This window comes from Pontibacter fetidus (genome assembly GCF_010119545.1).
Taxonomy (GTDB): Bacteria; Bacteroidota; Bacteroidia; order Cytophagales; family Hymenobacteraceae; genus Pontibacter; species Pontibacter fetidus.
Window position 1 is genome coordinate 58049 of the sequence record NZ_JAAEAA010000005.1, and the last position, 20037, is coordinate 78085.

Here is a 20037-nt window from a genome sequence, read left to right on the forward strand (position 1 = left end):
TATGCCCTATAGTTAACTTTGCCTACTGTTGGAAACAAGCCGTTGTTCTATAGTCTCTTTCAATCCTGGGAGCTTTACTTACCCATCGTTTCAATTCAAACTTGGCTCCCTCACGGCCGGGAGGCCTCGTCTTCGGGCATCGCGCTGCTTTCGCTTCCTTTGCTCGTTCCTCGCAATGCCTTCGGCACCGGAACCTCTCGAGGCGCTCAACCCAAAGACTGTGATCTTTCTCATAGCCACTGCTTGGTTATAGTTTGAACTGTCAGCTTCGAAATTTATCGTGGTTGTATTCCCGTAGGGACAGGTCGCGACCTGTCCGTGCTATGTCTGTAACTATAGGCCGATGTAGCAAACTATAGCATAAGCCGAAAAGTCCCCCTTGGAAGGGGGCAGGGGGATGACAATCAGCAATTATAGAACTATAAATTCAACTATAGCAAAGGCCAAAAACCTCCTCTCCTGTGAGAAGAGGGCTGGGGTGAGGTGAAATGCCAACTATACATACAACTATAGTCATAGCCTCAAATCCCTTTTTAAAAGACGCACAGGCAAATGTCTCTTATACCCTCGCAAAAGATCCTTTCAGGAAGACAAAAAGGGAAAGTAGAACGTAAAATGGATCCGTCGCATAGTAAATTCTATACTTGTTTCGGGAGAGCCGCTACGGATGGTTAAACTAATAGTGACTATACTTTGAAACTAAAAAATGCCGCTCTATAGTTGGAGCGGCATTTACAGTTATTCGGTAGGGGTAGTTGGTGGTGTTGCGGCGTTGCCGGCAGGTCCACGTTTGCCCTTGTTTCGGTTGCGGGGCTTAAAAGGTTTTATAGGCCTGTCGTTTCCAGTTGGCTGTGTTACAGGTGTAGCACCAGTTTCGCCGGTAGTAGCTTTTTGCTCAGGCCGAGGGCCTCTTTCATTCTTGTTTCGGTTGCGGTTTCCGCCTCTGTTTCTGTCATTAGAACGGTTTTTGTTTCCCTGTCCCGGGCGGTTGCCACCATGCGGGCGTTCCGGTTTTTTAGTTGGGTCGTAAGTGGGGCCAGGTCCAAAGTCTTCCGGTAATGGCAGCTTCGGAATTTCGCGCTCAATCAGTTGCTCTACTTTGCGCACCCGGTACATGTCCTTTTCGTTCACAAACGTTATAGCCATGCCCGTTGAGGCAGCGCGCGCAGTACGGCCCACGCGGTGTACATAGTCTTCGGCATCCTGCGGCATATCAAAGTTAAGCACGTGGCTCAGGTTGTCAATATCAATCCCGCGCGAAAGAATATCGGTACCAACCAGCACCTGGTATCTCTTGTTCTTAAAATCACGCAGGGCAGCTTCACGCTCATCCTGGGTCATATCAGACTGTATGCCTTCAGCCTCAAATCCCATTTTGCGCAACGACCTTACAATCTGGGCTACATTAGACTTGCGCGATGTAAATATAATCATGTTCTGTACCTCCAATTCACGCAGCACATACTCCAACAGGGGTAGTTTCTGGTTGTCAAAAGTGAGGTACATGCGCTGGTCAATTTTTTCGGCAGGTTTCGAAACGGCCAGGTTTATTTCCTCTGGTTTGTTCAGTATCTGCTGTGCCAGGTCGCGTATCTTTTTGGGCATAGTAGCCGAAAAAAGCAAGGTCTGGCGGTTAGTTGGCAACTGGCGCACAATCTTCAGGATATCATCCATAAAGCCCATGTCCAGCATTTTATCGGCTTCGTCAAGCACCAGGTAATTCAGTTGGTCCAGCTTTACATAGCCCAACGCCATATGCGACATCAGTCGGCCGGGCGTGGCAATAATAATATCGGCGCCGCTGGTTAGGGCGCGTTTTTGCTGGTCCCATTCGCCGCCTTTGTTACCACCATAAATAGCAATAGAGCTAACCGGGGCAAAATAACCAAGGCCTTCTACCTGCTCGTCAATCTGTTTGGCAAGTTCGCGGGTAGGCACAAGTATAAGGGTGCTGGTGTGCGAGGCATCAGCATGAGATATTCTGTCGATGAGGGGAAGGAGGTAGGCTGCTGTTTTGCCGGTGCCGGTTTGGGCGCAGGCAATCAGGTCCTTGTTCTCTAAAATAAGCGGTATCGCCTGTTGTTGTATTGGAGTAGGGGAGTTGTAACCCATTGACTCTATACCAGTGACAACGTCTTCGTGTAAATTAAATGAATGAAAATTCAATGTTATAGTTTTTATATACGAACTGTAAAGTAGCTGCTTACCTAAAGGTTTGGCAGGGCTATGGTAAAGATAAAATAATTTAACATCATTTCTATATTTATGCAGCAGGCACAGAAGCTAATAGTGATTTAATATAGTGCTTAAAAAATAATAAATTGCATTAAATTATATATAATGCAAAATATATAAATGCCTGAATATAGTATTAGATGAAGGTTTTGGATTGGAAATTGAATAAATTTTGATGTAAAATGTAATATATAGGTTTGTTTGTATATTTATGTATCGAGGTGTTTATATGAAAAGTCATATTTTGTTGTAACATTTGGAATAGCCTGGCGTAAGATGAAATTGTAGAAACTACTACACAAATCCAGACTTCTTTTACTGTTTCAATATTTAATATGAAAAAGGCTATACAAGACTCACCAAATTTTTACCTTTTACTTGGCTTAAACATTATCAATGCCCTGTTTTTCCTGTTGTAACGGGGTAGATTTGTCTAAAAACTTAATAGGGAAGGCTGCGCTGCTTTGGTAGGGCAGCCTTTTCTGTTTTATAGTTTTCTTAGAGGCCTTTTTCTTCTGCGTTATTTCTAAAAATATTTCGCGATGTTTGAAGCCATAAGTACTAACTATAAACCTTAACGACATGATAGGGAAAGACATGCTGGTGCTGGAACTTGCCAGTGTGCTGGCCGGGCCAAGTGTGGGGCAGTTTTTTGCAGAACTCGGGGCTACGGTTATTAAAATTGAGAATGCCGCTACAAACGGTGACGTAACCCGCCGCTGGAAACTAAGCTCCGAACCAGCCGAAACCGATACCCCTGCCTACTTCTGCGCAGCCAACTGGGGGAAACAATCGCTGCCACTTAACCTCGCTCAGCCACAGGATTTGGAACAGCTTTATAGTTTGGTGAAACAGGCCACTATAGTTATAGCCAGCTACAAGCCCGGCGATGCCGAAAAACTACAGGTAGACTATAAAACACTGCAAACCATAAACCCAAACCTCATCTACGGTCACCTGACAGGCTATGGTACCGACGAGGACAGGGCAGGCTACGATGCTGTGGTGCAGGCCGAAACCGGTTTTATGTACCTGAATGGCGAGCCCGGCGGTGCCCCAACCAAAATGCCCGTAGCCCTTATAGATGTGCTGGCAGCGCACCAGTTAAAAGAAGGCCTGCTGGTGGCCATGCTGCGCAAAGCACAAACCGGCGAAGGCCAATATGTGCAGGTATCGTTGGTGCAGGCGGCAGTGGCGGCACTGGCTAACCAGGCTACCAACTGGCTGGTGGCAGGGCAAAACCCCCAGCGCATGGGCTCTGAGCACCCCAGCATAGTTCCGTATGGCAGCGTGTACACAACCCGGGATAATAAACAACTTGTGCTGGCCATTGGCGACGACCGGCAGTTTGAACGCTTGTGCCAGGTTTTAGGTGCTCTGGAACTGGCAGCTAATACCAACTATAAAACCAACTACAGCCGCGTGCAGCACAGGCATGATCTGAATGAAAAACTAAGAAACCTGATCTCCAAACATGACCAGCAGGAGTTGTTGCAGACCTTACATAAACTGCACGTACCCGCCGGTGCCGTTAATACCGTAGCAGCTGTTTTCGAAATGCCCCAGGCCCGGCAAATGCAACTTCAGTATCCGGGAGCAAAACCGGGCGTGCGGCAGGTAGCATTCAGGTTTGAGGATGAGGAACCAGCTTTGCTTACACCACCGCCTGCGTATAAAATTAAAAGTATAGTGCCTGAGAATGAAGCATAAAACCTGCATTTCATAACTCTTTACCCGCTAATCCTGTAAAAACTATATAAAAACAGAGCGTACAAACCAGCTATGGCAGCGAAAGAAGATAGACTAAGCGATATTATCAACGGGCTTCATCAGAAATCTGTAACCAAACAAGCCATTTACCGCAATACAAAGGCCACCTTCGACAGGATGAAGGAAATTGCGCAGGATGTAGTAAAAAAACTGACCGCCAAGATAACCAAACAAGACGCTGATGTGGTGATAGAATACACCAACGTAAGCGAGTTTGAGTTTCATGTTAAGTTCTCCGGCGATCTGCTCATATTTATCATGCATACCAACATCATCACGTTTCCGGAAGATTATGAGCTGATGCGCAACGACTATATTGAGGAGGATTTCAGGCGCAGGTTTTTCGGGCATATTATGGCCTATAACTTTATGGCCGACACTATTAAATATAACCGCATGGATGACCCAGGCTACCTGGTGGGCCGCATGCTGATAAACATAGACCGCCACTTTGTAATTGAAGGCGTGAAGCAGATGGAATTGCCATACGACCGCATCGCTCAGAATGTGATCAACAACAAAACGCTGCGCCTGATAATTGAAAGCGCTATGGTTGCCGCCGTAAACAACGACCTGATGGGCCAGGATGTAAGCGAAATAGAGCGTATTACCCTCAAACAAAAACAAGAAAACGTGATCACGCAGCCACGTAAACTGGGTTTCCAGGTGAGCTCTACGCTTACGCACTAACTATAACCAGCGTAACTATAGTTACCAGATTTATTCAAGGGATATAGGATGCTCAGCAGAACATCTTATATCCCTTTTTATTTAGTAAACTTCGCAGACTTTTACGGTAACACTAAAACGTGCAGAGAAATTAGTGCGTTGTAGTTAATTGAAATTGCGTTGTTTGTGTGTAGCCGGATTGCTTTAATTTTACTGGTTCAAAATTCCTACTCCCCAGGAGTACCTGCCTTGATACCTGTTTCCCCACTATTGCTAAAGATCTTCTTTAGAACCTATAGGCTTCACCTGCCTGTGTCACAGCCCTCCAATTCATCAGAGATATGCCTTAAACTACCAACACTATGAAAAATCTTTATCTGCTAGTGCTATGTGCCTGCTTATTAGCTTTTCCGGCTTGTGATAGCGAAGATGAGCAGGATATAATTCCGAACTCAAACCCAGGCCCTAAACCTCTTCCTCCTTCAACATCCGTAGACTCAATTGATCCCCAAATAGAAATATTATACCCATTACTTGAAGGAACATACCTGAGGATAGGCAATTTGGCTGTAAATGTTAATGCCTGGGATGAAAAGCAACTTAAAGAAATAAGAGTATTCCTGGAAGACCCGTCGGGTACACGCAGAAAAATAAATGAAGTGTTTACAGGTATAGAGGAAGACCCCAAACACCAGAATTTTTTTGCCCCTCTTTTGCCAAACAATGCTGTTACCGGAGGGGTGCATACGTTGATAATAGAAGCAGAAGACATGCAGAAAAATATCACCGTAAAATCGCTTCGTGTACATATACTAGCCGATAAATTGTCTGAGTTAGATTTTAACACCGCTTTTGCATCAACAGGTTGGTTTGAATGGAGCAATAATTACGAAACTGCTATGAATATTCTGTTTTTTAATGAAGCGATCTATAGCATACTAAATCAGAATAACTGGGATTATAGTATCGATACCACGCTTGTAAATGAATTCGGGCTGGATTTTGGAGGCCATAGCCAACTTTGGAAAAAGTGGGATACAAATAAAAATGATCACCTGGAGTATAGTGAGCTGGAAAAAGGGATGCAGGACCTGAAGTTTTTTGAAGACTGGGATAAGAACAAAGATAATGTGCTTTCGGAACAGGAACTGGCCGAAGGAGTTGGTAAACTTTGGGATGTTAACAAAGATAATGTAGTAACTCCTGATGAATATGAAAGGAAGCTGTTGAAATACTTCTTACCCTAACTATAAACAGAAAGCCCCGGCTATACTTTATAACCGGGGCTTTTTTATTCTAAATGGCAGCGAGGATTTCAGTTTTCTCTTTAAGTGTTGAAAGCGCTTTGTCCAGTGCAGGCAGTGAGTTCAGCAACTCCCTGAAATCAGAAATAAAAAAATACTGGCTCTGAAATGTTTCTTTAATGTAAGAAGTGTTCAGGATGTGTTCCACGTCAAACGCATACTTTATACTCTCATCAGAAACAGCCAGGTTACTTTCCCCGACCGACGAGAGGATGCCTGCTCCGTAAATGCGTGCTTCATTGTTAACGGTAAATAACCCGAACTCGATGGTGTACCAGTAAATGCGCGTCAGCAGGTCGATGATGTCTGGCCTGTTGGTGTATTTCAGGGCAAGTTGCGAGAGCTCGGCCAGGAACTGGCAGTAAACCGGTATAGTTAACAATGGCACGTGTCCGAACACATCATGGAACATATCCGGCTCTTCCAAGTAATCCAGCTGGTCCATGTTCCGAATCCAGACGGTAGCCGGAAATTTGCGGTCCGCTATCAGCTGAAAGAACACGATATCGTCTACGATGCCGGGCGCAGGCACCACTTCAAAACCGGTAAGTGGTTTCAGGCGCTGGTTCACTTCGGCAAAATCGGGTATGCGGTTGGGGTTAAAGCCTACTTTCTCTAATCCCTCAAAAAATTCAGGTATGGCTTTGCCCTGCAGGTTCTGGTACTGGCGCTCAAAAAGTATGGCCCAAACAGTATGGTTCTCTGGTGTGTAGCTGCTGTAGTTTTGTGTAATGTTCATTGGTTTGGTATGTATAGTTACGGATAGGGATAAATGCAAAAAAGCAGGGCTTTCGCTCTGCTTTTCAGTATCACTTTAAGTATAACCTGTTGGTTACCTGTTTTTACGAATCGTAATTAGTGTGATTGCCAAAGCGAGCGTAGCATGTGCTGCGATAATAATAGCTATAGTAGCTATAGATGCTCTGGCAATAAGAATAGATAGCATGCAGCAACTCCTGGCCAACAGTAGTAGGCAGTGTACGTGAGAACGCTATAGGAGCTGGTTGGTGCATGTGTTGATTTATACCCTAAATTGGTAAAGTTTCCTGAACAAAACAAGCCTGCCACGCAACTAGGCCAAAATAAACCCATAGTTGCAGCAAAATGCTATAGTTGTAAAGTTACCTTAACCAGCAAAGTGTAGTTGTATGAGTCTGTAAATGAGTAAGTAAGCGTTGTTCTGTAATTTATAGTTCTCGTATAGTTAAGTATAAAGGCTGATCTTATGAAAGCAACTATGCCCGACGCCAAAACTATAGGTTTATCACTACTTTTCCGGCAATTAGCTGTCGCGGTTATAGTTGGTAGCTTGCTTTTGCTGCAGGGCTGTGCTGCTACCGGGGGTAAAGGCTTACGCACCAAAAACGTGATTATTGTAGTGATAGATGGCGTGCGTGCGTCCGAAACCTGGGACTCCATACCAGGCGCTATCCCGAATATGGCTACTAACCTGAAAAGCAAAGGTGTCTTTTTTTCTGATTTCCAGAACGATGCCTATACCTATACTAACGCCGGCCACACTGCCATTACCACCGGTGTAAACCAGCCCATAGATAACTATGGCGCAGAACTACCGGCGCATCCGTCCATCTTTCAGCAATGGTTAAAGCAAACCGGAAAACCCACTACCGCCGCCTGGATCATCAGCAGCAAAGATAAGCTAAACATTCTGGCAAATACCAAAGACACGGTTTGGCAAAACACCTACATGCCCTCGCTTAATTGTGGTATAAATGGCCCCGGCACCGGCTACCGCGCCGATTCGCTGACCTTTGAAGTAGTAAAACAGGTACTGACGACCAACAAACCCAACCTGGTACTGATAAACTTTATGGAGCCCGATGGTTACGCACATGCTGCCAACTGGAACTACTACCTCAGGGGCATTAAGCGAGACGATAGCTACGTGCAGCAACTATACGATTTCCTGAAAAAAGACAAGAACTATAGAAAGAACACTGCCCTGCTGGTAACAACAGACCATGGCCGGCACCTGCAGGGCATAGACGGCGGCTGGATAGACCATGGCGATGACTGCCCCGGCTGCCGGAAAATATTTTTACTGGCGCTTGGGCCGGATTTTAAAACCGGGACTGTAACCAGCAAACATACATTGGTAGATATATCGGCGACGGTGGCGAAAATGCTCGGTTTTACATTTGAGCAGTCGCAGGGGCAGGTAATGAAAGAGTTGTTTCCGGCTAAAAAGCTGCGCGCTATGGGGCTGTAACTTAGCTGTGCGGTTGGAGTTGTGTGTTTTAGTAAACTATAGCAGGTGAAATGCACCGTTCCGGGTTTTATATTTTAACTGTACTGCTGGCTTTTAACCTGGCCTTGCCCGGGCTGGTAACAGCATCAGAAACTATAGTTGCCACCAATAGCTCCCACACTCAAAAACAGAATAACCCACTTTTTACCGACGAGTCAGTTCTGGAGTTTAAGCTCTCGATGGATTACCAGGAACTGCTGCAGGACCGCGATGAAGACCGCCAATATCATCCCGCTATTTTGTCTTATACCGATGCTTCCGGACTTGTAACCGTCATGAACCTGAAAGCCATGGTGCGCGGTAACCGCCGGCGCGATGCCAGCGTGTGTGCCTTTCCGCCCCTGATGCTGAATTTTGTGCGCAAAACCTCGCAGCACACCATTTTTAACAAAGTAAACAAGGTAAAACTGGTTACGCACTGCATCAACGATGATTATGTAATTCGGGAGTTTTTGGTGTATAAACTGTATAATGTGCTCACTAACTATAGTTTCAGGGTTAGGCTTTGCCGGGTTACCTACCAGGACCTGAACGGCAAACGAAAAACTGAGCAAAAATATGCCTTTATAATTGAAGACGACGACGAGATGGCCAAACGTAACAAAGGAAAAATTGTGCCCAATAAGTTGATACTGAATATGAAGGAAACAAGTGAGGAGGAAATGGCAAGAGTGGCTTTTTTTCAGTACATGATCGGCAACACAGACTGGTCTGTACCTTACCGCCATAACATAGACCTGGTATCGCTCGACTCAACGATGGCCCCCATTCCCGTACCTTTCGATTTTGACTATGCCGGTATTGTAAGCACGCCTTATGCCTTGCCACCACCCGAGCTCCAGATAGCCTCGGTAAAGCAGCGCCTGTTCCGGGGCTATAGTTACCAGGCCAATACCATTCGTAAAACAATAAACACGTTTAATGCCCTCCGCACAGCTTTATATGGTGTATATACCCAATGCGACCTGTTAGATGACAACTACCGCAAACGAACCCTGAAATACCTCGACAGCTTTTACGACACATTAAACAGCCCAAAAGATTTTGAGAAGAAGATAGCGAAAGTAGCCCGGAAAAATGAAGAAAACTATGTAACTGTAAAAGGCCTGAAATAGAACTATAGCAGAAGCCTAAAGTAAAAAAGGCAGCCAAAGTAGCTGCCTTTATAGTTTGTTATACGATCTCGGCCAGCTCCAGCCAGCGGAATTCTTTTTCTTCGAGTTGCTCGTTTATCGTTTCCAACTCGCTTGCCCAGGCACCTAGCTGCGCATGGTTGGTGGTAGTGCCGGCATTCATCAGCTCGATGATCTCGGTTTTGCGTTGCTCTAGCTTTGCAATTTCCTTTTCCAGTTGTTCGTATTCCTTTTTTTCCTGGTAAGTTGCTTTGCGTTTACCGGCTGGTTGTTCGGGTTTTTTCTCAGGGGCTGGGGCAACAGCTATAGTTGGTTTCGTTTCCGGTTCTGCTTTTTCCTGTTCTTTCAGCCACTCGCGGTAATCGGTATAGTTGCCCGGGAAGTTGCGGATCTTGCCATCGCCTTCAAACACAAACAAATGCTCTACCAGGCGGTCCATAAAGTAACGGTCGTGGCTTACCATTAGCAGGCAGCCGCCAAAGTTCAGCAGAAAATCCTCGAGTATGTTCAGAGTAATAATGTCCAGGTCGTTGGTCGGCTCATCCAGTATCAGGAAGTTCGGGTTTTTGATAAGCACGCGCAGCAACTGTAAGCGTCGTTTTTCGCCTCCGCTCAGCTTGTTTACCATGGTATATTGTTGTGACGGCGCAAACTGGAAATGCTGCAAAAACTGGCTGGCTGTAATCACTTCGCCATTCGCCATTTCTACTACTTCGGCAATTTCTTTGGCAATATCAATCACGCGCTGGCCTTCTTTAAACGTAAGCTCATCCTGGGTATAATAGCCGAAAACAGTAGTCTGGCCTGCATCTATAGTTCCTGCGTCTGGCTGTAGTTTGCCCGTAAGCATATTCAGGAACGTAGATTTGCCAGCGCCATTCGGGCCAACTATACCAATGCGGTCCTTTTTCTTGAACACATAACTGAAATCATCAACAATCTTTTTAGGGCCAAATGATTTAGAAATATGGTCTACCTCGATGATCTTACCGCCCTGGCGCGTGGTTTTAACCGATAACTCCAGTTGCGGACCACTTATTTTTTTTGCTGCTTTCTCTTTTAGTTCTTCAAAGGCATCAACTCTATACTTGGCTTTGGTGCCGCGTGCTTTTGGCTGACGACGAATCCAATCCAGTTCTTTACGCATTAGGTTGCGGGCTTTCTCAGTTTCGGCGGCGGCCATTTCCTCGCGCGATGCTTTCTTTTCTATAAAATAACTATAGTTGCCTTTGTAGGTAAAAAGCTGCCCGCCATCTAGTTCCGCAATTTCGTTGGCAACTTTATCCAGAAAATAACGGTCGTGGGTCACCATCAGCAGCGTTGTGTTCTGGGTAGATAGCAAGCCCTCCAGCCATTCTATGGTGTCCAGGTCAAGGTGGTTGGTCGGCTCATCCAGTATCAACATGGTAGGCTCTTCTATCAGCACGCGGGCCATAGCCACACGCTTGCGCTGCCCTCCCGACAAATGGCTGATCTTGTCTTCGAGGTTATGGATGCCCAGTTTGGAGAGAATCTGCTTTACCTTGAGTTCAAAATCCCAGGCCTGCAGTTCGTCCATGCGCTCCATAATATGCTGCATTTTTTCAGAGCTGGTATTGGGGTTTTCTATCGCTACTTCGTAGTCGCGTATCACATCCAGCACTTCGCCCTGCCCTGAAAATATACTTTGCTGCACCGTCATGGTCTCGTCAAACTCCGGGTTCTGGCCCAGGAAACCTATCGTTACTTCTTTGCGCACGCTTACACTGCCTTCGTCGGGCGGGATTTTGCCGGCCAGTACATTAAGCAGCGTTGTTTTTCCGGAACCGTTTACGCCCACCAGCGCCACACGCTGCCCCTGGCTAATACCAAAATTAAGGTTCTTAAACAGCCAGCGTTCGCCGTAACTTTTAGCTATATTTTCTGCGGATAGGTAATTCATGGTGCAAATTTACGCATTTATGCCGGATGGGCTTAGAGCATGTTTAAAATTCATCCTTTGCGCTGTAAATTGCCTCTATCGGAACCTGCTATCACTATTTCTTCGCCACGTAGCGCTGCTATGCGGCTCATAAATCGTTTCGTCAGAACCCTACAGAATCAATTTTCGCTTGCAAAAACGAAATTTAAACATACCCTTAAAATAAAACAGGCCAACCTGGTAGGCTAGCCTATTTTAAAACTAATGTAGTCTTTAAATTACAAGTTACGGATATGGTCTGGTGCTGTATGGGTTGCTTTGTAACTATGGCTCGGCACGCGGTGCGTGGTAAGCGAAGCAAGTATAGAGAATACACCTAAAATCAGGTGCGGCATATGTACCCGCTCATCAAAGTTTAGCAACCACGGCGAAACGGCCAGTGCCAGCCCCAGTATAAAATCCATGGTCAGGTGCCTTCTCATTGGTATTCTTCTGATCAGGCCAACTTCAAAATCGGTCATTATAGTTTGTAACAGCACCAGCGCACCGGCTATTACCATAGTCCAGGTGGCGGCATCGTTATCAGAAAAGTCAAGCACCCACGGCGCGATGATCATAAAAATACCAACTATATAATCCAATATTCCGTGGAAACGGGTTGGGATAAATCGCATAATAATCCTCCTTTATAAAGTGATAATCTGGTTAGGTTATACGACTCAGAAATAAGGAGAGTTAAAATAAGTACAATTTTGTTGGTTTGCGTTAGTCGGTTACTACAACGGTACGTGCCATATAATCATGGAACATCTGGCTGCGGCGGGTAGTAAGTATTAACAGGAAACCAAGGCCAACCGGTACCAGTGATAACAGTTTAGAGAAGTAACGTAAATTAGACTGCCACACTGAAATCCGCTTACCACGCAGGTCTGTTACTTTCAGGCCCAACGTAAATTTACCTATAGTTGCCTGCTTTGGCGAGGCCTCCAGCAGCGTATAGTATAGCCAGTGCACCACCGCAAAAAATGGGTTCAGGAAGAGGGCTTTGCCAATAGCCAGAAGGTCTGGTATGCTTACGCCATTGTGCTGGAGGGTTTTGTCCCAAGAGTTCATTTCCTGTGCGTTACTGCCTGCAGAGTAAAAAATGATCGTATAAAAAAAGACCAGCATGGTGGTATCTACCAGGAATGCTACAAAACGGGTAGTTAAGCTGCCGTAAAGTGATGAACGCTTTAAAAGGGATGGGGCGGGCAGGGTATAGGCTGTTTGCATAAAGGTCTTTTTCTAATTTTTAGCGTTGTTAAAAAGCACCGATCTGACTGTAGAGCACATAAAACCATGTGCTGTGCGTTTACCTTTGGCAGGCTGATAACCATGGCTATAGTTACCAGTTGTGGAATCAAATTCCAGTTAAATATAAAATTTTGTTTTAAACTCACAAAATGTTTAACAAAAATAATATTTAGCTTTTTAAAATTGTAATAAAGAAGTTACGAATTTAACTTAGTTAAGTGTAATATAATTCCAACAGCTGTAACTTTTGTGTGAACAGACTTATTTTGAGGGTTAAAGACATAAAACGAAGTTTTTAGCTACTTTCGCATACGATGGAAAAAGACAAACGATATCTGCCGATTGGTATATTTGATAGCGGTATTGGCGGACTTACTGTAGCTCAGGCAATTACCAAAGTTTTGCCAAACGAGCGCCTTATCTATTTTGGCGATACAGCCCATTTGCCTTACGGCGATAAATCTACGGCAGCTATTCAGGCGTATTCGGTAAAGATCTGCGACCTACTTTTAAAGCAGAACTGTAAGTTAATACTGATAGCATGTAACTCAGCATCGGCGGCGGCTTATGAACTGGTAAAAGAATATGTAGGCAGCAAAGCCAAAGTCCTGAACGTTATCGACCCGATCGTAGCACACATCGGCAAAACCTACCCCGGCGAAACCATCGGCCTCATCGGCACCAAGCAAACGGTAAACTCAAATGTATACCGCAAAAAAGTAGATAACCTGAACTTAGGGATCGAGTTAAAATCGCATGCCACGCCGCTGCTGGCCGCCATGATTGAGGAAGGATTTTTTAACGATACCATCTCTGAAAGCGTCATCCATACCTATTTGTCAGACCCAAACCTGCAGCACATCAAAGCGCTCATACTTGGCTGCACACACTACCCGCTCATCAAAAAACAGATCGAAAGTTTTTATAAAAAGGATGTGGATGTGTTGGACGCAAGCCTGATTGTAGCACAGCATGTAAAAGAATACCTGGAGCAAAATAACTTAGCATCGGATAAGCTGGTTGGTGACCATCATTTCTACGTGTCTGATTTTACTCGTTCCTTCGAAGAAAGCACCCGCATTTTCTTTAAGCGCCAGGTCCATTTAGAGCATTACCCGTTGTGGGAGTAGGGTGCAGTTAAAAAGTTAGAAAGTTTGTAAGTTAGAAAGTTAAAAAGTTGTTTTAGGATCTATGATCATCAAATGGTAAGGGTTTTATAGGTCTAATAATTCTCTTTTATCATTATCTGACTTGAAAGAAAGACCTAGCAGCGTGCGCAGCTCCTGCTAGTGTCTGGTAACTATAACTTTCTTTGTCATCCCGAGCAAAACCGAAGGATCTTATTTGTCCTATAGTTTACTTTGTTGTTATTTCGAACAACGTGAGAAATCTATTTCAGCCTATAGTTTGATTCCTTACTCTTCGAACCAAGCTATCCATTCAAACTTCCTTCAATCCTGGGAGCTCTTTAAACCCGTAGTTTCAATCTAGCTTTGGTGCCCTCACGGCCGGGAGGCCCCGTCTTCGGGCATCGCGCTGCTACCTTCTTGCTATCCTCCTTCGTCGGATTGCCTGCGGCACCGCAATAAGTCAAAGGCGCTCAACCCAAAGACTGTGATCAGTTCGATAGCTACTGAAGCTAGAGTTTGAAGCTTCTCGCTTCGGCTTTTATTGTGGCTGTAGTTTCGAGGGGACAGGTGAACCTGTCCTAATCAATATCGGGAACTATAGACTATAGCTCAAACTATAACTACAATTAAAAGTCCCCCTTTGAAGGGGGTAGGGGGATGACAAAACGTAACTATAAAAATATAACTCCAACTATAGCAGTAGCAACTCCCCTCCCGGGAGCAGGGTCGTTAAGTTCTAGCAAATTCTCCCCTTGAGGGGAGCGCAGAGGGGTGTTTGCATTAGCGGGTGAATTTAAAACTGGCTAACAATTGGCATTTTGGCCCTGAATAACACCCTTATAATCCCCTCAAGGGGATAGTTCTCGGCAGAACTTAACGGCCCTGCCTCCCGGGAGGGGTAGGGGTGGGTTAATCCAGCAAACTATAAAACTCTAACCCAAACTTAAACACCAAGAAAATCCTCTTTCCTACACTCCACATCAGCCTGAAAGAGACCTAAATCCTGTGATAATTACCAAAATGGGCCTAAAAACCGTACCTTTAACTATAATCCATCAGAACTCATGAAAAAACGATACCTGCGCATCGGCGATCTCAAACGCAATGCATTTATAGTGGCTGCTGCTGCCTGCATGGGCCTTACCAGTTGTGGCAATAGCAGTAACAACAACGACTGGAATTCCGGCGAAGAAGTTGCAGCACCAGATGGTATTATTACTGAACTTACCGAAGAAGCCCCTGACCAATGGAAAATTACCGACGAGCGCACGACAGTGCCAGGTGGCAGCATGGCTATTTTAAAGTATAACGATGGCCGGGTAGATACCCTGCAGGGCCTGGCCCTCGAAAATAAAATGAAGGACCTGGCAGCAAACCAGCAAACCTATAACCAAGGTGGCTTTGGGTTAGGTAGCGTACTTTGGTGGAGCGGCATGGGCTACATGGCTGGCCGTATGATGTCGCCGAGGGCAGGTTATTATGCCAACCCTGGTGTAATGAACAATACAGCTGCCTGGCGGCAAAACGTACAAACCTATCGTCAGCAAAGCACGGCACCTCGCTCCGGCAGAAGTGGTTACTTCAGAGGCCGAAGCAGTGGTGGCGGATTTGGTGGTTAGGTATATTTCATAACTATAGTTAATGCTGGATAATCTGAGAATTAGAGTTCGTCTGGAGCCACACTCCGGCGATGTAGAAACAGCCGTGCGTGGGCTTGGCTGGGATTGGTGCGTGGAAGATGGCTGCACCAACTATGTGCCCGGCGAAGCCGTGGTGTTAAATGAGCAGGATGCCGATGCACTGTTAGAAGCTGCAGATACGCTTTATAATATGATGGTACAGGCAGTGCCAGAAGACTTACCGGATGCTTTCCTGAATGTGCTGGGCATACCGCAGAACCTGTGGCAACTGGTACGCCAGTCCTGGAACGACGACCGTCACTGGCACTTATACGGCCGCTTTGACCTGGCTCAAACCCCGGAAGGGCCGAAACTGATTGAGTTTAACGCCGATACGGCGACCTCTATACCTGAAACTGCAGTTGTGCAATGGGCTAGCCTGGCAGCTGCCGGTAAGAACGATGCCAACCAATATTCAGGGTTATATGAGGCGTTGGTAGAGCAATTCAAAACATGGCGCACGATGAACAGCGATCTTGCTCCGGCTCTTTTACTGACTTACATTGGAGAGAGTGCAGAGGACGAAACTAATTGTGCTGTGCTGGCTCAGGCGGCAAAAGAAGCTGGTTTCGATACGCACCTTTGCCCGATAGACGAAGTAAGCATTTCTACAGAAGGAGCAGAGCGAGGCGTTTGGGCCCAGGTTGAAAATGAGCAATGGCAACAGTTTCCGTTTCTGTTTAAGTTACTGCCTTGGGAGCAGATTGCCTGGGAAGAGCCTGAACTATGCGAAAGCCTGACACAACTGGTGCGCAGCCGCAATGTAGTAATCGCTAACCCGGCCTATACCTTATTGTTCCAAAGCAAAGGTATGCTGGCCTGGCTCTGGAAGGCTTATCCTTACCACCCGCTGTTACTGGAAGCAGACCTCACTCCGTTAAGCGATAAGTATATTCGTAAACCTTACTTCGGCAGGGAAGGACAAAGTGTGGAAGTGGTAGATAAAGTGCGGGTTACCAAAATGGAGGGCGAATACGACCAGCAACAGCAGGTTTACCAGCGTTGGTGCGATTTACCACAAGACAATAAAGGCTATACTTACCAGGCAGGCGTTTTCTGGGCCGGAGAAGGCTGCGCCATCGGCTTCCGTCGCGAGAAAGGCATCATCACCAACCTGTCGCAGTTTGTACCTCATTTAGTAGAGTAAACAGATTTGACGATGAGTAGATTTCTGAAGTATAGCTATAGTTTGGTGCTTTTTCTGTTTGCTTTCTCTTGCAACCAAGTGCAGCAGGAAGAGAAGCCTGTTGAAATTCCATTCACGCAAGACGACCTGACCCAAATCTATAGTTTAGCTTTTGATTCTCTGCTTGGGCCTTCGGAGCAGTGGTTAGGAGCTAAGCCTTTAATCGTTGATGATAGTGTTAGTGTAGAGGTAATATTTAGAGATACCTTTGATGGAGTCTACCCCAGAATATCAAATCTATTATCTGAAGAAAGGTATTTCCAGCGTAAGAAATCTCTTCAGAAGTATGATGGTTTTAATACGAATGAATTTGCAGCTATTATAGCTGATAGCAACCAGCAGTCTAATAATTTTCAGGGTGCTCACATCGTAAGGTCATTATATAAGTATAAACCAACAGTTGTTTTAGCGCATAGTGATTCTTATTCAATAGGTGAACCCTTAGCCGCAGTTGCATTGGGAAAAGTCACTTTTAACAAAAATGCCAGCTATGCAATAATTATTGCGAGCTATCACAGAGGTCCGGAATGGTCTGAAGGCAAAGCCTACTTTCTAAAGAAGGATAATGGTAATTGGCGAGTTGTAGGAGTAAATAGTTTATTCATTAGTTAAGTAACAATCCTGCAAATCCTGATTCAGACAAAAGTCTATTTCCAAATTTAAACTTACCTTTGCCTGTCCATAAATTCTAACCGCCTATGCTCGCTTTTGTGCTTACACTTGTGCTGTTGCTTTCGATAGTGATCGTGCTGGCGTATGTAGAGCGTAAAGTGGCGGCTTTTATGCAGGACCGCATGGGACCAACTGAGGCTGGTCCGTATGGTTCGTTGCAATCGGTGCTGGATGTGCTGAAGCTATTGCAGAAAGAAGACATTGTTCCTGCTGCTGCCGATAAAAACCTTTTCAAATTGGCCCCGATCTTAATTTTTGCCGCCGTTTTTGCAGGATTTGCGGTCATTCCTTTCACGCCTGACCTGGTGCCTGCCGGCATTGGTATCGGGGTGTTTTACCTGCTGGCGATCATCTCATTAGATGTAATTGGTCTGCTGATGGCGGGCTGGGGCTCGAATAACAAGTATGCTATGCTGGGGGCCATGCGCTCTGTAGCTCAGATCGTGTCGTACGAAATTCCTGCCGGGCTGGCTATACTTGCTGCCGTAATGGTTTGTCAGTCTTTGGATTTCCAGGAGATCAGTTACCAGCAGGGCGCTTTAATGAACCGGTTTCCGGGATTGGAGTTTGAAATGAACTGGCTGTTCGGCATCGAGGCCCTGGGCATTAATACGACAACTATAGGTGGCATTACCACCTGGAACATTTTCCGGGCGCCTATACTTCTGGTTGCTTTTGTGATCTATTTTATCGCATCGCTGGCAGAAAGCAACCGCGCCCCTTTCGATATTCCGGAAGCGGAGTCGGAGCTGGTGGCGGGTTTCCACGTAGAATATTCTGGGTTCCGTTTTGCCATACTGTTCCTTGCCGAGTATAGTATGATGGTGCTGGTTAGTTTGGTGGCCGTTATCCTTTTCCTGGGTAGCTGGAACACGCCTTTACCTAATGTCGGCCCTGTTAGTTTAGCTTACTGGACAACCGGCACCATAGGAGAACTGTCAGGTATACTTTGGGGCGGCTTCTGGTTGCTGAGCAAAACATTTGTGCTGCTGTTTCTGCAATTACAGTTGCGGTGGACTTACCCACGGCTACGTGTTGATCAGTTGATGCACCTATGCTGGAAAGTGCTTACGCCAATTGCATTAGCTGTTATTTTAATAGCAGGCATCTGGCGATTATTGATGATATAGAATGAGTTAGAAAGTTATAAAGTTAGAAATTTAAAAAGTGATACTCACATAAATAACTTTCTAACCTTCTAACTTTCTAAATTTTTAACTTGAACAAAGTGAAACATAGATCCGGATTCTGGTTTGCGGTAACGTCGCTGGTAAGCGGCCTGCGGCTTACGTGGCAGCATTTTGTGCGCGCCAAAAACCGTCGTACTCCGGAATACGTGACCGATAAGAACTACTTTAACCAACCCGACGGCCTGGTAACGCTTACGTACCCTTATGAAGCCATTCCGGTTCCTGACAACGGCCGTTACCGCCTGCACAACGAGATCGACGATTGTATAGTTTGTGACCTTTGTGCCAAGATCTGCCCGGTTAACTGCATCACGATAGAATCTGTAAAAGCGACGGAAGAGATAGGGCTAACCTCCGACGGAACCAAGAAACGCCTGTACGCACCGGTTTTTGATATTGACATGGCTAAATGCTGCTACTGCGGCCTGTGTACCACCGTCTGCCCAACCGACTGCCTGACCATGACGCCGGTTTATGATTTCGCAGAAGTAGATATCAAAAACATGATCTACCATTTTACAGACCTGTCGCCGGAGCAGGCTGAGGAGAAAAAGCAATTGCTGGCAAAACAACAGGAAGAAATGGCAGCAGCCAAGGCAGCGGCACTCGCAGCAAGAAAGCAAGGGTAAAGAGGTAAAGAAAAGACCTAGCGGCGTGCGCAGCTCCCGCTAGTGTCTGATGCTACGAAGCAAAGCCTTAAACCAGACGCTCGTAGGAGCTACGCACACTACGAGGTCTTTTGAGAAACGATAAAAGTAAACTATAAAAATGCTTTTCTACATCTTCGCTATACTGGCTATAGTTTCGGGAGCTTACATGGTGCTGACGCGTAACCTGCTGTATGCTGGTTTTTCGTTACTGATCGTGCTGCTGAGTATAGCCGGTATTTATGTGCTGCTGTTCGCTGATTTTATAGCTGTTACCCAACTGATGGTGTACGTGGGCGGCGTACTGGTGCTGATACTTTTCGGTATTATGCTGAGCAGCCGTGTGCAGGATAAATCGGTGCTTTCGGAGAACGTGAATACGGTTTGGGGTACGCTGGTGGCCGGGCTTATAGTTGTAGGATTGAGCTATAGTATACTTAAATCAAATATCAGTTCGCTGTTGTGGCTGCAAACTATGGAAGTTGATGTGCTTGGAGATCAAAAAAGTACGGTGCAAATGATCGGTATTAAACTAATGACGGATTTTGTACTGCCATTTGAGATTGCCTCGCTGCTGCTGCTGATCGCCCTGATGGGAGCCGCTTACATTGCCACCGACAAACAGAAAACATAGCCATGAATATTCCCTTAGAACATATCTTGTTGCTGAGTGCTGTGCTGTTTAGTATCGGTGTACTGGCAGTAATTACCAAACGCCATGCGGTGGTGGTATTGATGGGTATTGAGCTGATCTTTAACGCGGCCAACCTGAACCTCGTAGCTTTTAGCCGTCATGATCCACAGTTGTTACAGGGGCAGTTGTTCTCCCTGTTTGTTATAGTTATTGCCGCTGCCGAAGCCGCTGTTGCCCTGGCTATAGTTCTGCGCGTGTACCAGCACTTTAAAACTGCTAATTTAAGCGAGATCACCTCACAAGACTAAAGCCCGTTTACTGCAAAC

General features: G+C 45.7%; 18 protein-coding genes. 13 read left to right on the top strand and 5 right to left on the bottom strand.

Translation table 11 applies throughout. From position 1 onward, the window contains the following. Positions 1-738 precede the first annotated feature (738 nt). A complete protein-coding gene (locus GWO68_RS05110) occupies positions 739-2112 on the bottom strand; it encodes a DEAD/DEAH box helicase (protein ID WP_162345471.1) in 1374 nt (457 codons plus the stop codon). A 705-nt stretch (positions 2113-2817) separates the two neighbouring features. Here GWO68_RS05110 and GWO68_RS05115 point away from each other — a divergent pair. The 3 genes from GWO68_RS05115 (at position 2818) to GWO68_RS05125 (ending at position 5921) form a co-directional block, all read left to right on the top strand. Beyond that, entirely contained in the window at positions 2818-3945 is a 1128-nt protein-coding gene (locus tag GWO68_RS05115; protein WP_162345348.1) for a CaiB/BaiF CoA transferase family protein, read from the top strand. A 72-nt stretch (positions 3946-4017) separates the two neighbouring features. Then, positions 4018-4695 (top strand): hypothetical protein, encoded by a 678-nt coding sequence (locus GWO68_RS05120; protein WP_162345349.1) that lies wholly within the window; start codon positions 4018-4020, stop codon positions 4693-4695. 341 nt (positions 4696-5036) lie between these two features. After that, positions 5037-5921: an EF-hand domain-containing protein gene (locus GWO68_RS05125; RefSeq protein ID WP_162345350.1), complete on the top strand. Its 885-nt coding sequence runs from the start codon at positions 5037-5039 to the stop codon at positions 5919-5921. Positions 5922-5970: 49 nt separating this feature from the next. Here the strand turns inward: GWO68_RS05125 and GWO68_RS05130 are convergent, their stop codons facing one another. Beyond that, the gene (locus tag GWO68_RS05130; protein ID WP_162345351.1) at positions 5971-6717 is read right to left on the bottom strand and encodes a phenylalanine 4-monooxygenase; all 747 of its coding nucleotides are present in this window, start codon (positions 6715-6717) and stop codon (positions 5971-5973) included. A 486-nt stretch (positions 6718-7203) separates the two neighbouring features. On the opposite strand from GWO68_RS05130, the gene GWO68_RS05135 reads away from it, so the two are divergent. Together GWO68_RS05135 and GWO68_RS05140 are read left to right on the top strand one after the other, a co-directional pair. Beyond that, complete coding sequence (locus GWO68_RS05135; RefSeq protein WP_235941944.1) at positions 7204-8208, top strand: sulfatase-like hydrolase/transferase; 1005 nt, start codon at positions 7204-7206, stop codon at positions 8206-8208. Positions 8209-8258: 50 nt separating this feature from the next. Then, positions 8259-9362, top strand: a complete 1104-nt coding sequence (locus tag GWO68_RS05140) for a hypothetical protein (protein WP_162345352.1) — start codon at positions 8259-8261, stop codon at positions 9360-9362. A gap of 58 nt (positions 9363-9420) precedes the next feature. On the opposite strand, the gene GWO68_RS05145 is transcribed toward GWO68_RS05140, so the two are convergent. The 3 genes from GWO68_RS05145 to GWO68_RS05155 form a co-directional block, all read right to left on the bottom strand. Continuing rightward, entirely contained in the window at positions 9421-11301 is a 1881-nt protein-coding gene (locus tag GWO68_RS05145; protein ID WP_162345353.1) for an ABC-F family ATP-binding cassette domain-containing protein, read from the bottom strand. A 257-nt stretch (positions 11302-11558) separates the two neighbouring features. Further along, positions 11559-11954 (bottom strand): SPW repeat protein, encoded by a 396-nt coding sequence (locus GWO68_RS05150; protein ID WP_162345354.1) that lies wholly within the window; start codon positions 11952-11954, stop codon positions 11559-11561. 91 nt (positions 11955-12045) lie between these two features. After that, entirely contained in the window at positions 12046-12552 is a 507-nt protein-coding gene (locus GWO68_RS05155) for an RDD family protein (protein ID WP_235941945.1), read from the bottom strand. A gap of 335 nt (positions 12553-12887) precedes the next feature. Between GWO68_RS05155 and murI the strand changes: the two genes are divergently transcribed. From murI to nuoK, 8 genes are all read left to right on the top strand, one after another. Further along, complete coding sequence (gene murI, locus GWO68_RS05160; RefSeq protein ID WP_162345355.1) at positions 12888-13703, top strand: glutamate racemase; 816 nt, start codon at positions 12888-12890, stop codon at positions 13701-13703. 1064 nt (positions 13704-14767) lie between these two features. Continuing rightward, positions 14768-15322 (top strand): hypothetical protein, encoded by a 555-nt coding sequence (locus GWO68_RS05165; protein ID WP_162345356.1) that lies wholly within the window; start codon positions 14768-14770, stop codon positions 15320-15322. Between the two features lie 22 nt (positions 15323-15344). Beyond that, positions 15345-16529: a glutathionylspermidine synthase family protein gene (locus tag GWO68_RS05170; protein WP_162345357.1), complete on the top strand. Its 1185-nt coding sequence runs from the start codon at positions 15345-15347 to the stop codon at positions 16527-16529. A 12-nt stretch (positions 16530-16541) separates the two neighbouring features. Further along, positions 16542-17180 (top strand): hypothetical protein, encoded by a 639-nt coding sequence (locus GWO68_RS05175; protein WP_162345358.1) that lies wholly within the window; start codon positions 16542-16544, stop codon positions 17178-17180. Positions 17181-17266: 86 nt separating this feature from the next. Further along, positions 17267-18370, top strand: coding sequence for a complex I subunit 1/NuoH family protein (locus GWO68_RS05180; protein ID WP_162345359.1), 1104 nt, complete (start codon positions 17267-17269; stop codon positions 18368-18370). 98 nt (positions 18371-18468) lie between these two features. Beyond that, positions 18469-19059: a 4Fe-4S binding protein gene (locus GWO68_RS05185; protein ID WP_317164488.1), complete on the top strand. Its 591-nt coding sequence runs from the start codon at positions 18469-18471 to the stop codon at positions 19057-19059. A 139-nt stretch (positions 19060-19198) separates the two neighbouring features. Further along, entirely contained in the window at positions 19199-19711 is a 513-nt protein-coding gene (locus GWO68_RS05190; protein WP_162345360.1) for an NADH-quinone oxidoreductase subunit J family protein, read from the top strand. A gap of 2 nt (positions 19712-19713) precedes the next feature. After that, entirely contained in the window at positions 19714-20019 is a 306-nt protein-coding gene (nuoK, locus tag GWO68_RS05195; RefSeq protein WP_162345361.1) for an NADH-quinone oxidoreductase subunit NuoK, read from the top strand. The last annotated feature ends 18 nt before the right edge of the window (positions 20020-20037 follow it).

What these genes read in the sequence shown, in the direction of transcription:
- murI (WP_162345355.1), top strand. Translation starts at nt 12,888, where the DNA reads ATGGAAAAAGACAAACGATATCTGCCGATTGGTATATTTGATAGCGGT.
- GWO68_RS05190 (WP_162345360.1), top strand. Translation starts at nt 19,199, where the DNA reads ATGCTTTTCTACATCTTCGCTATACTGGCTATAGTTTCGGGAGCTTAC.
- GWO68_RS05145 (WP_162345353.1), bottom strand. Translation starts at nt 11,301, where the DNA reads ATGAATTACCTATCCGCAGAAAATATAGCTAAAAGTTACGGCGAACGC.
- GWO68_RS05130 (WP_162345351.1), bottom strand. Translation starts at nt 6,717, where the DNA reads ATGAACATTACACAAAACTACAGCAGCTACACACCAGAGAACCATACT.
- GWO68_RS05135 (WP_235941944.1), top strand. Translation starts at nt 7,204, where the DNA reads ATGAAAGCAACTATGCCCGACGCCAAAACTATAGGTTTATCACTACTT.
- nuoK (WP_162345361.1), top strand. Translation starts at nt 19,714, where the DNA reads ATGAATATTCCCTTAGAACATATCTTGTTGCTGAGTGCTGTGCTGTTT.
- GWO68_RS05180 (WP_162345359.1), top strand. Translation starts at nt 17,267, where the DNA reads ATGCTCGCTTTTGTGCTTACACTTGTGCTGTTGCTTTCGATAGTGATC.
- GWO68_RS05155 (WP_235941945.1), bottom strand. Translation starts at nt 12,552, where the DNA reads ATGCAAACAGCCTATACCCTGCCCGCCCCATCCCTTTTAAAGCGTTCA.
- GWO68_RS05125 (WP_162345350.1), top strand. Translation starts at nt 5,037, where the DNA reads ATGAAAAATCTTTATCTGCTAGTGCTATGTGCCTGCTTATTAGCTTTT.
- GWO68_RS05140 (WP_162345352.1), top strand. Translation starts at nt 8,259, where the DNA reads ATGCACCGTTCCGGGTTTTATATTTTAACTGTACTGCTGGCTTTTAAC.
- GWO68_RS05165 (WP_162345356.1), top strand. Translation starts at nt 14,768, where the DNA reads ATGAAAAAACGATACCTGCGCATCGGCGATCTCAAACGCAATGCATTT.
- GWO68_RS05120 (WP_162345349.1), top strand. Translation starts at nt 4,018, where the DNA reads ATGGCAGCGAAAGAAGATAGACTAAGCGATATTATCAACGGGCTTCAT.
- GWO68_RS05175 (WP_162345358.1), top strand. Translation starts at nt 16,542, where the DNA reads ATGAGTAGATTTCTGAAGTATAGCTATAGTTTGGTGCTTTTTCTGTTT.
- GWO68_RS05115 (WP_162345348.1), top strand. Translation starts at nt 2,818, where the DNA reads ATGATAGGGAAAGACATGCTGGTGCTGGAACTTGCCAGTGTGCTGGCC.
- GWO68_RS05150 (WP_162345354.1), bottom strand. Translation starts at nt 11,954, where the DNA reads ATGCGATTTATCCCAACCCGTTTCCACGGAATATTGGATTATATAGTT.
- GWO68_RS05110 (WP_162345471.1), bottom strand. Translation starts at nt 2,112, where the DNA reads ATGGGTTACAACTCCCCTACTCCAATACAACAACAGGCGATACCGCTT.
- GWO68_RS05170 (WP_162345357.1), top strand. Translation starts at nt 15,345, where the DNA reads ATGCTGGATAATCTGAGAATTAGAGTTCGTCTGGAGCCACACTCCGGC.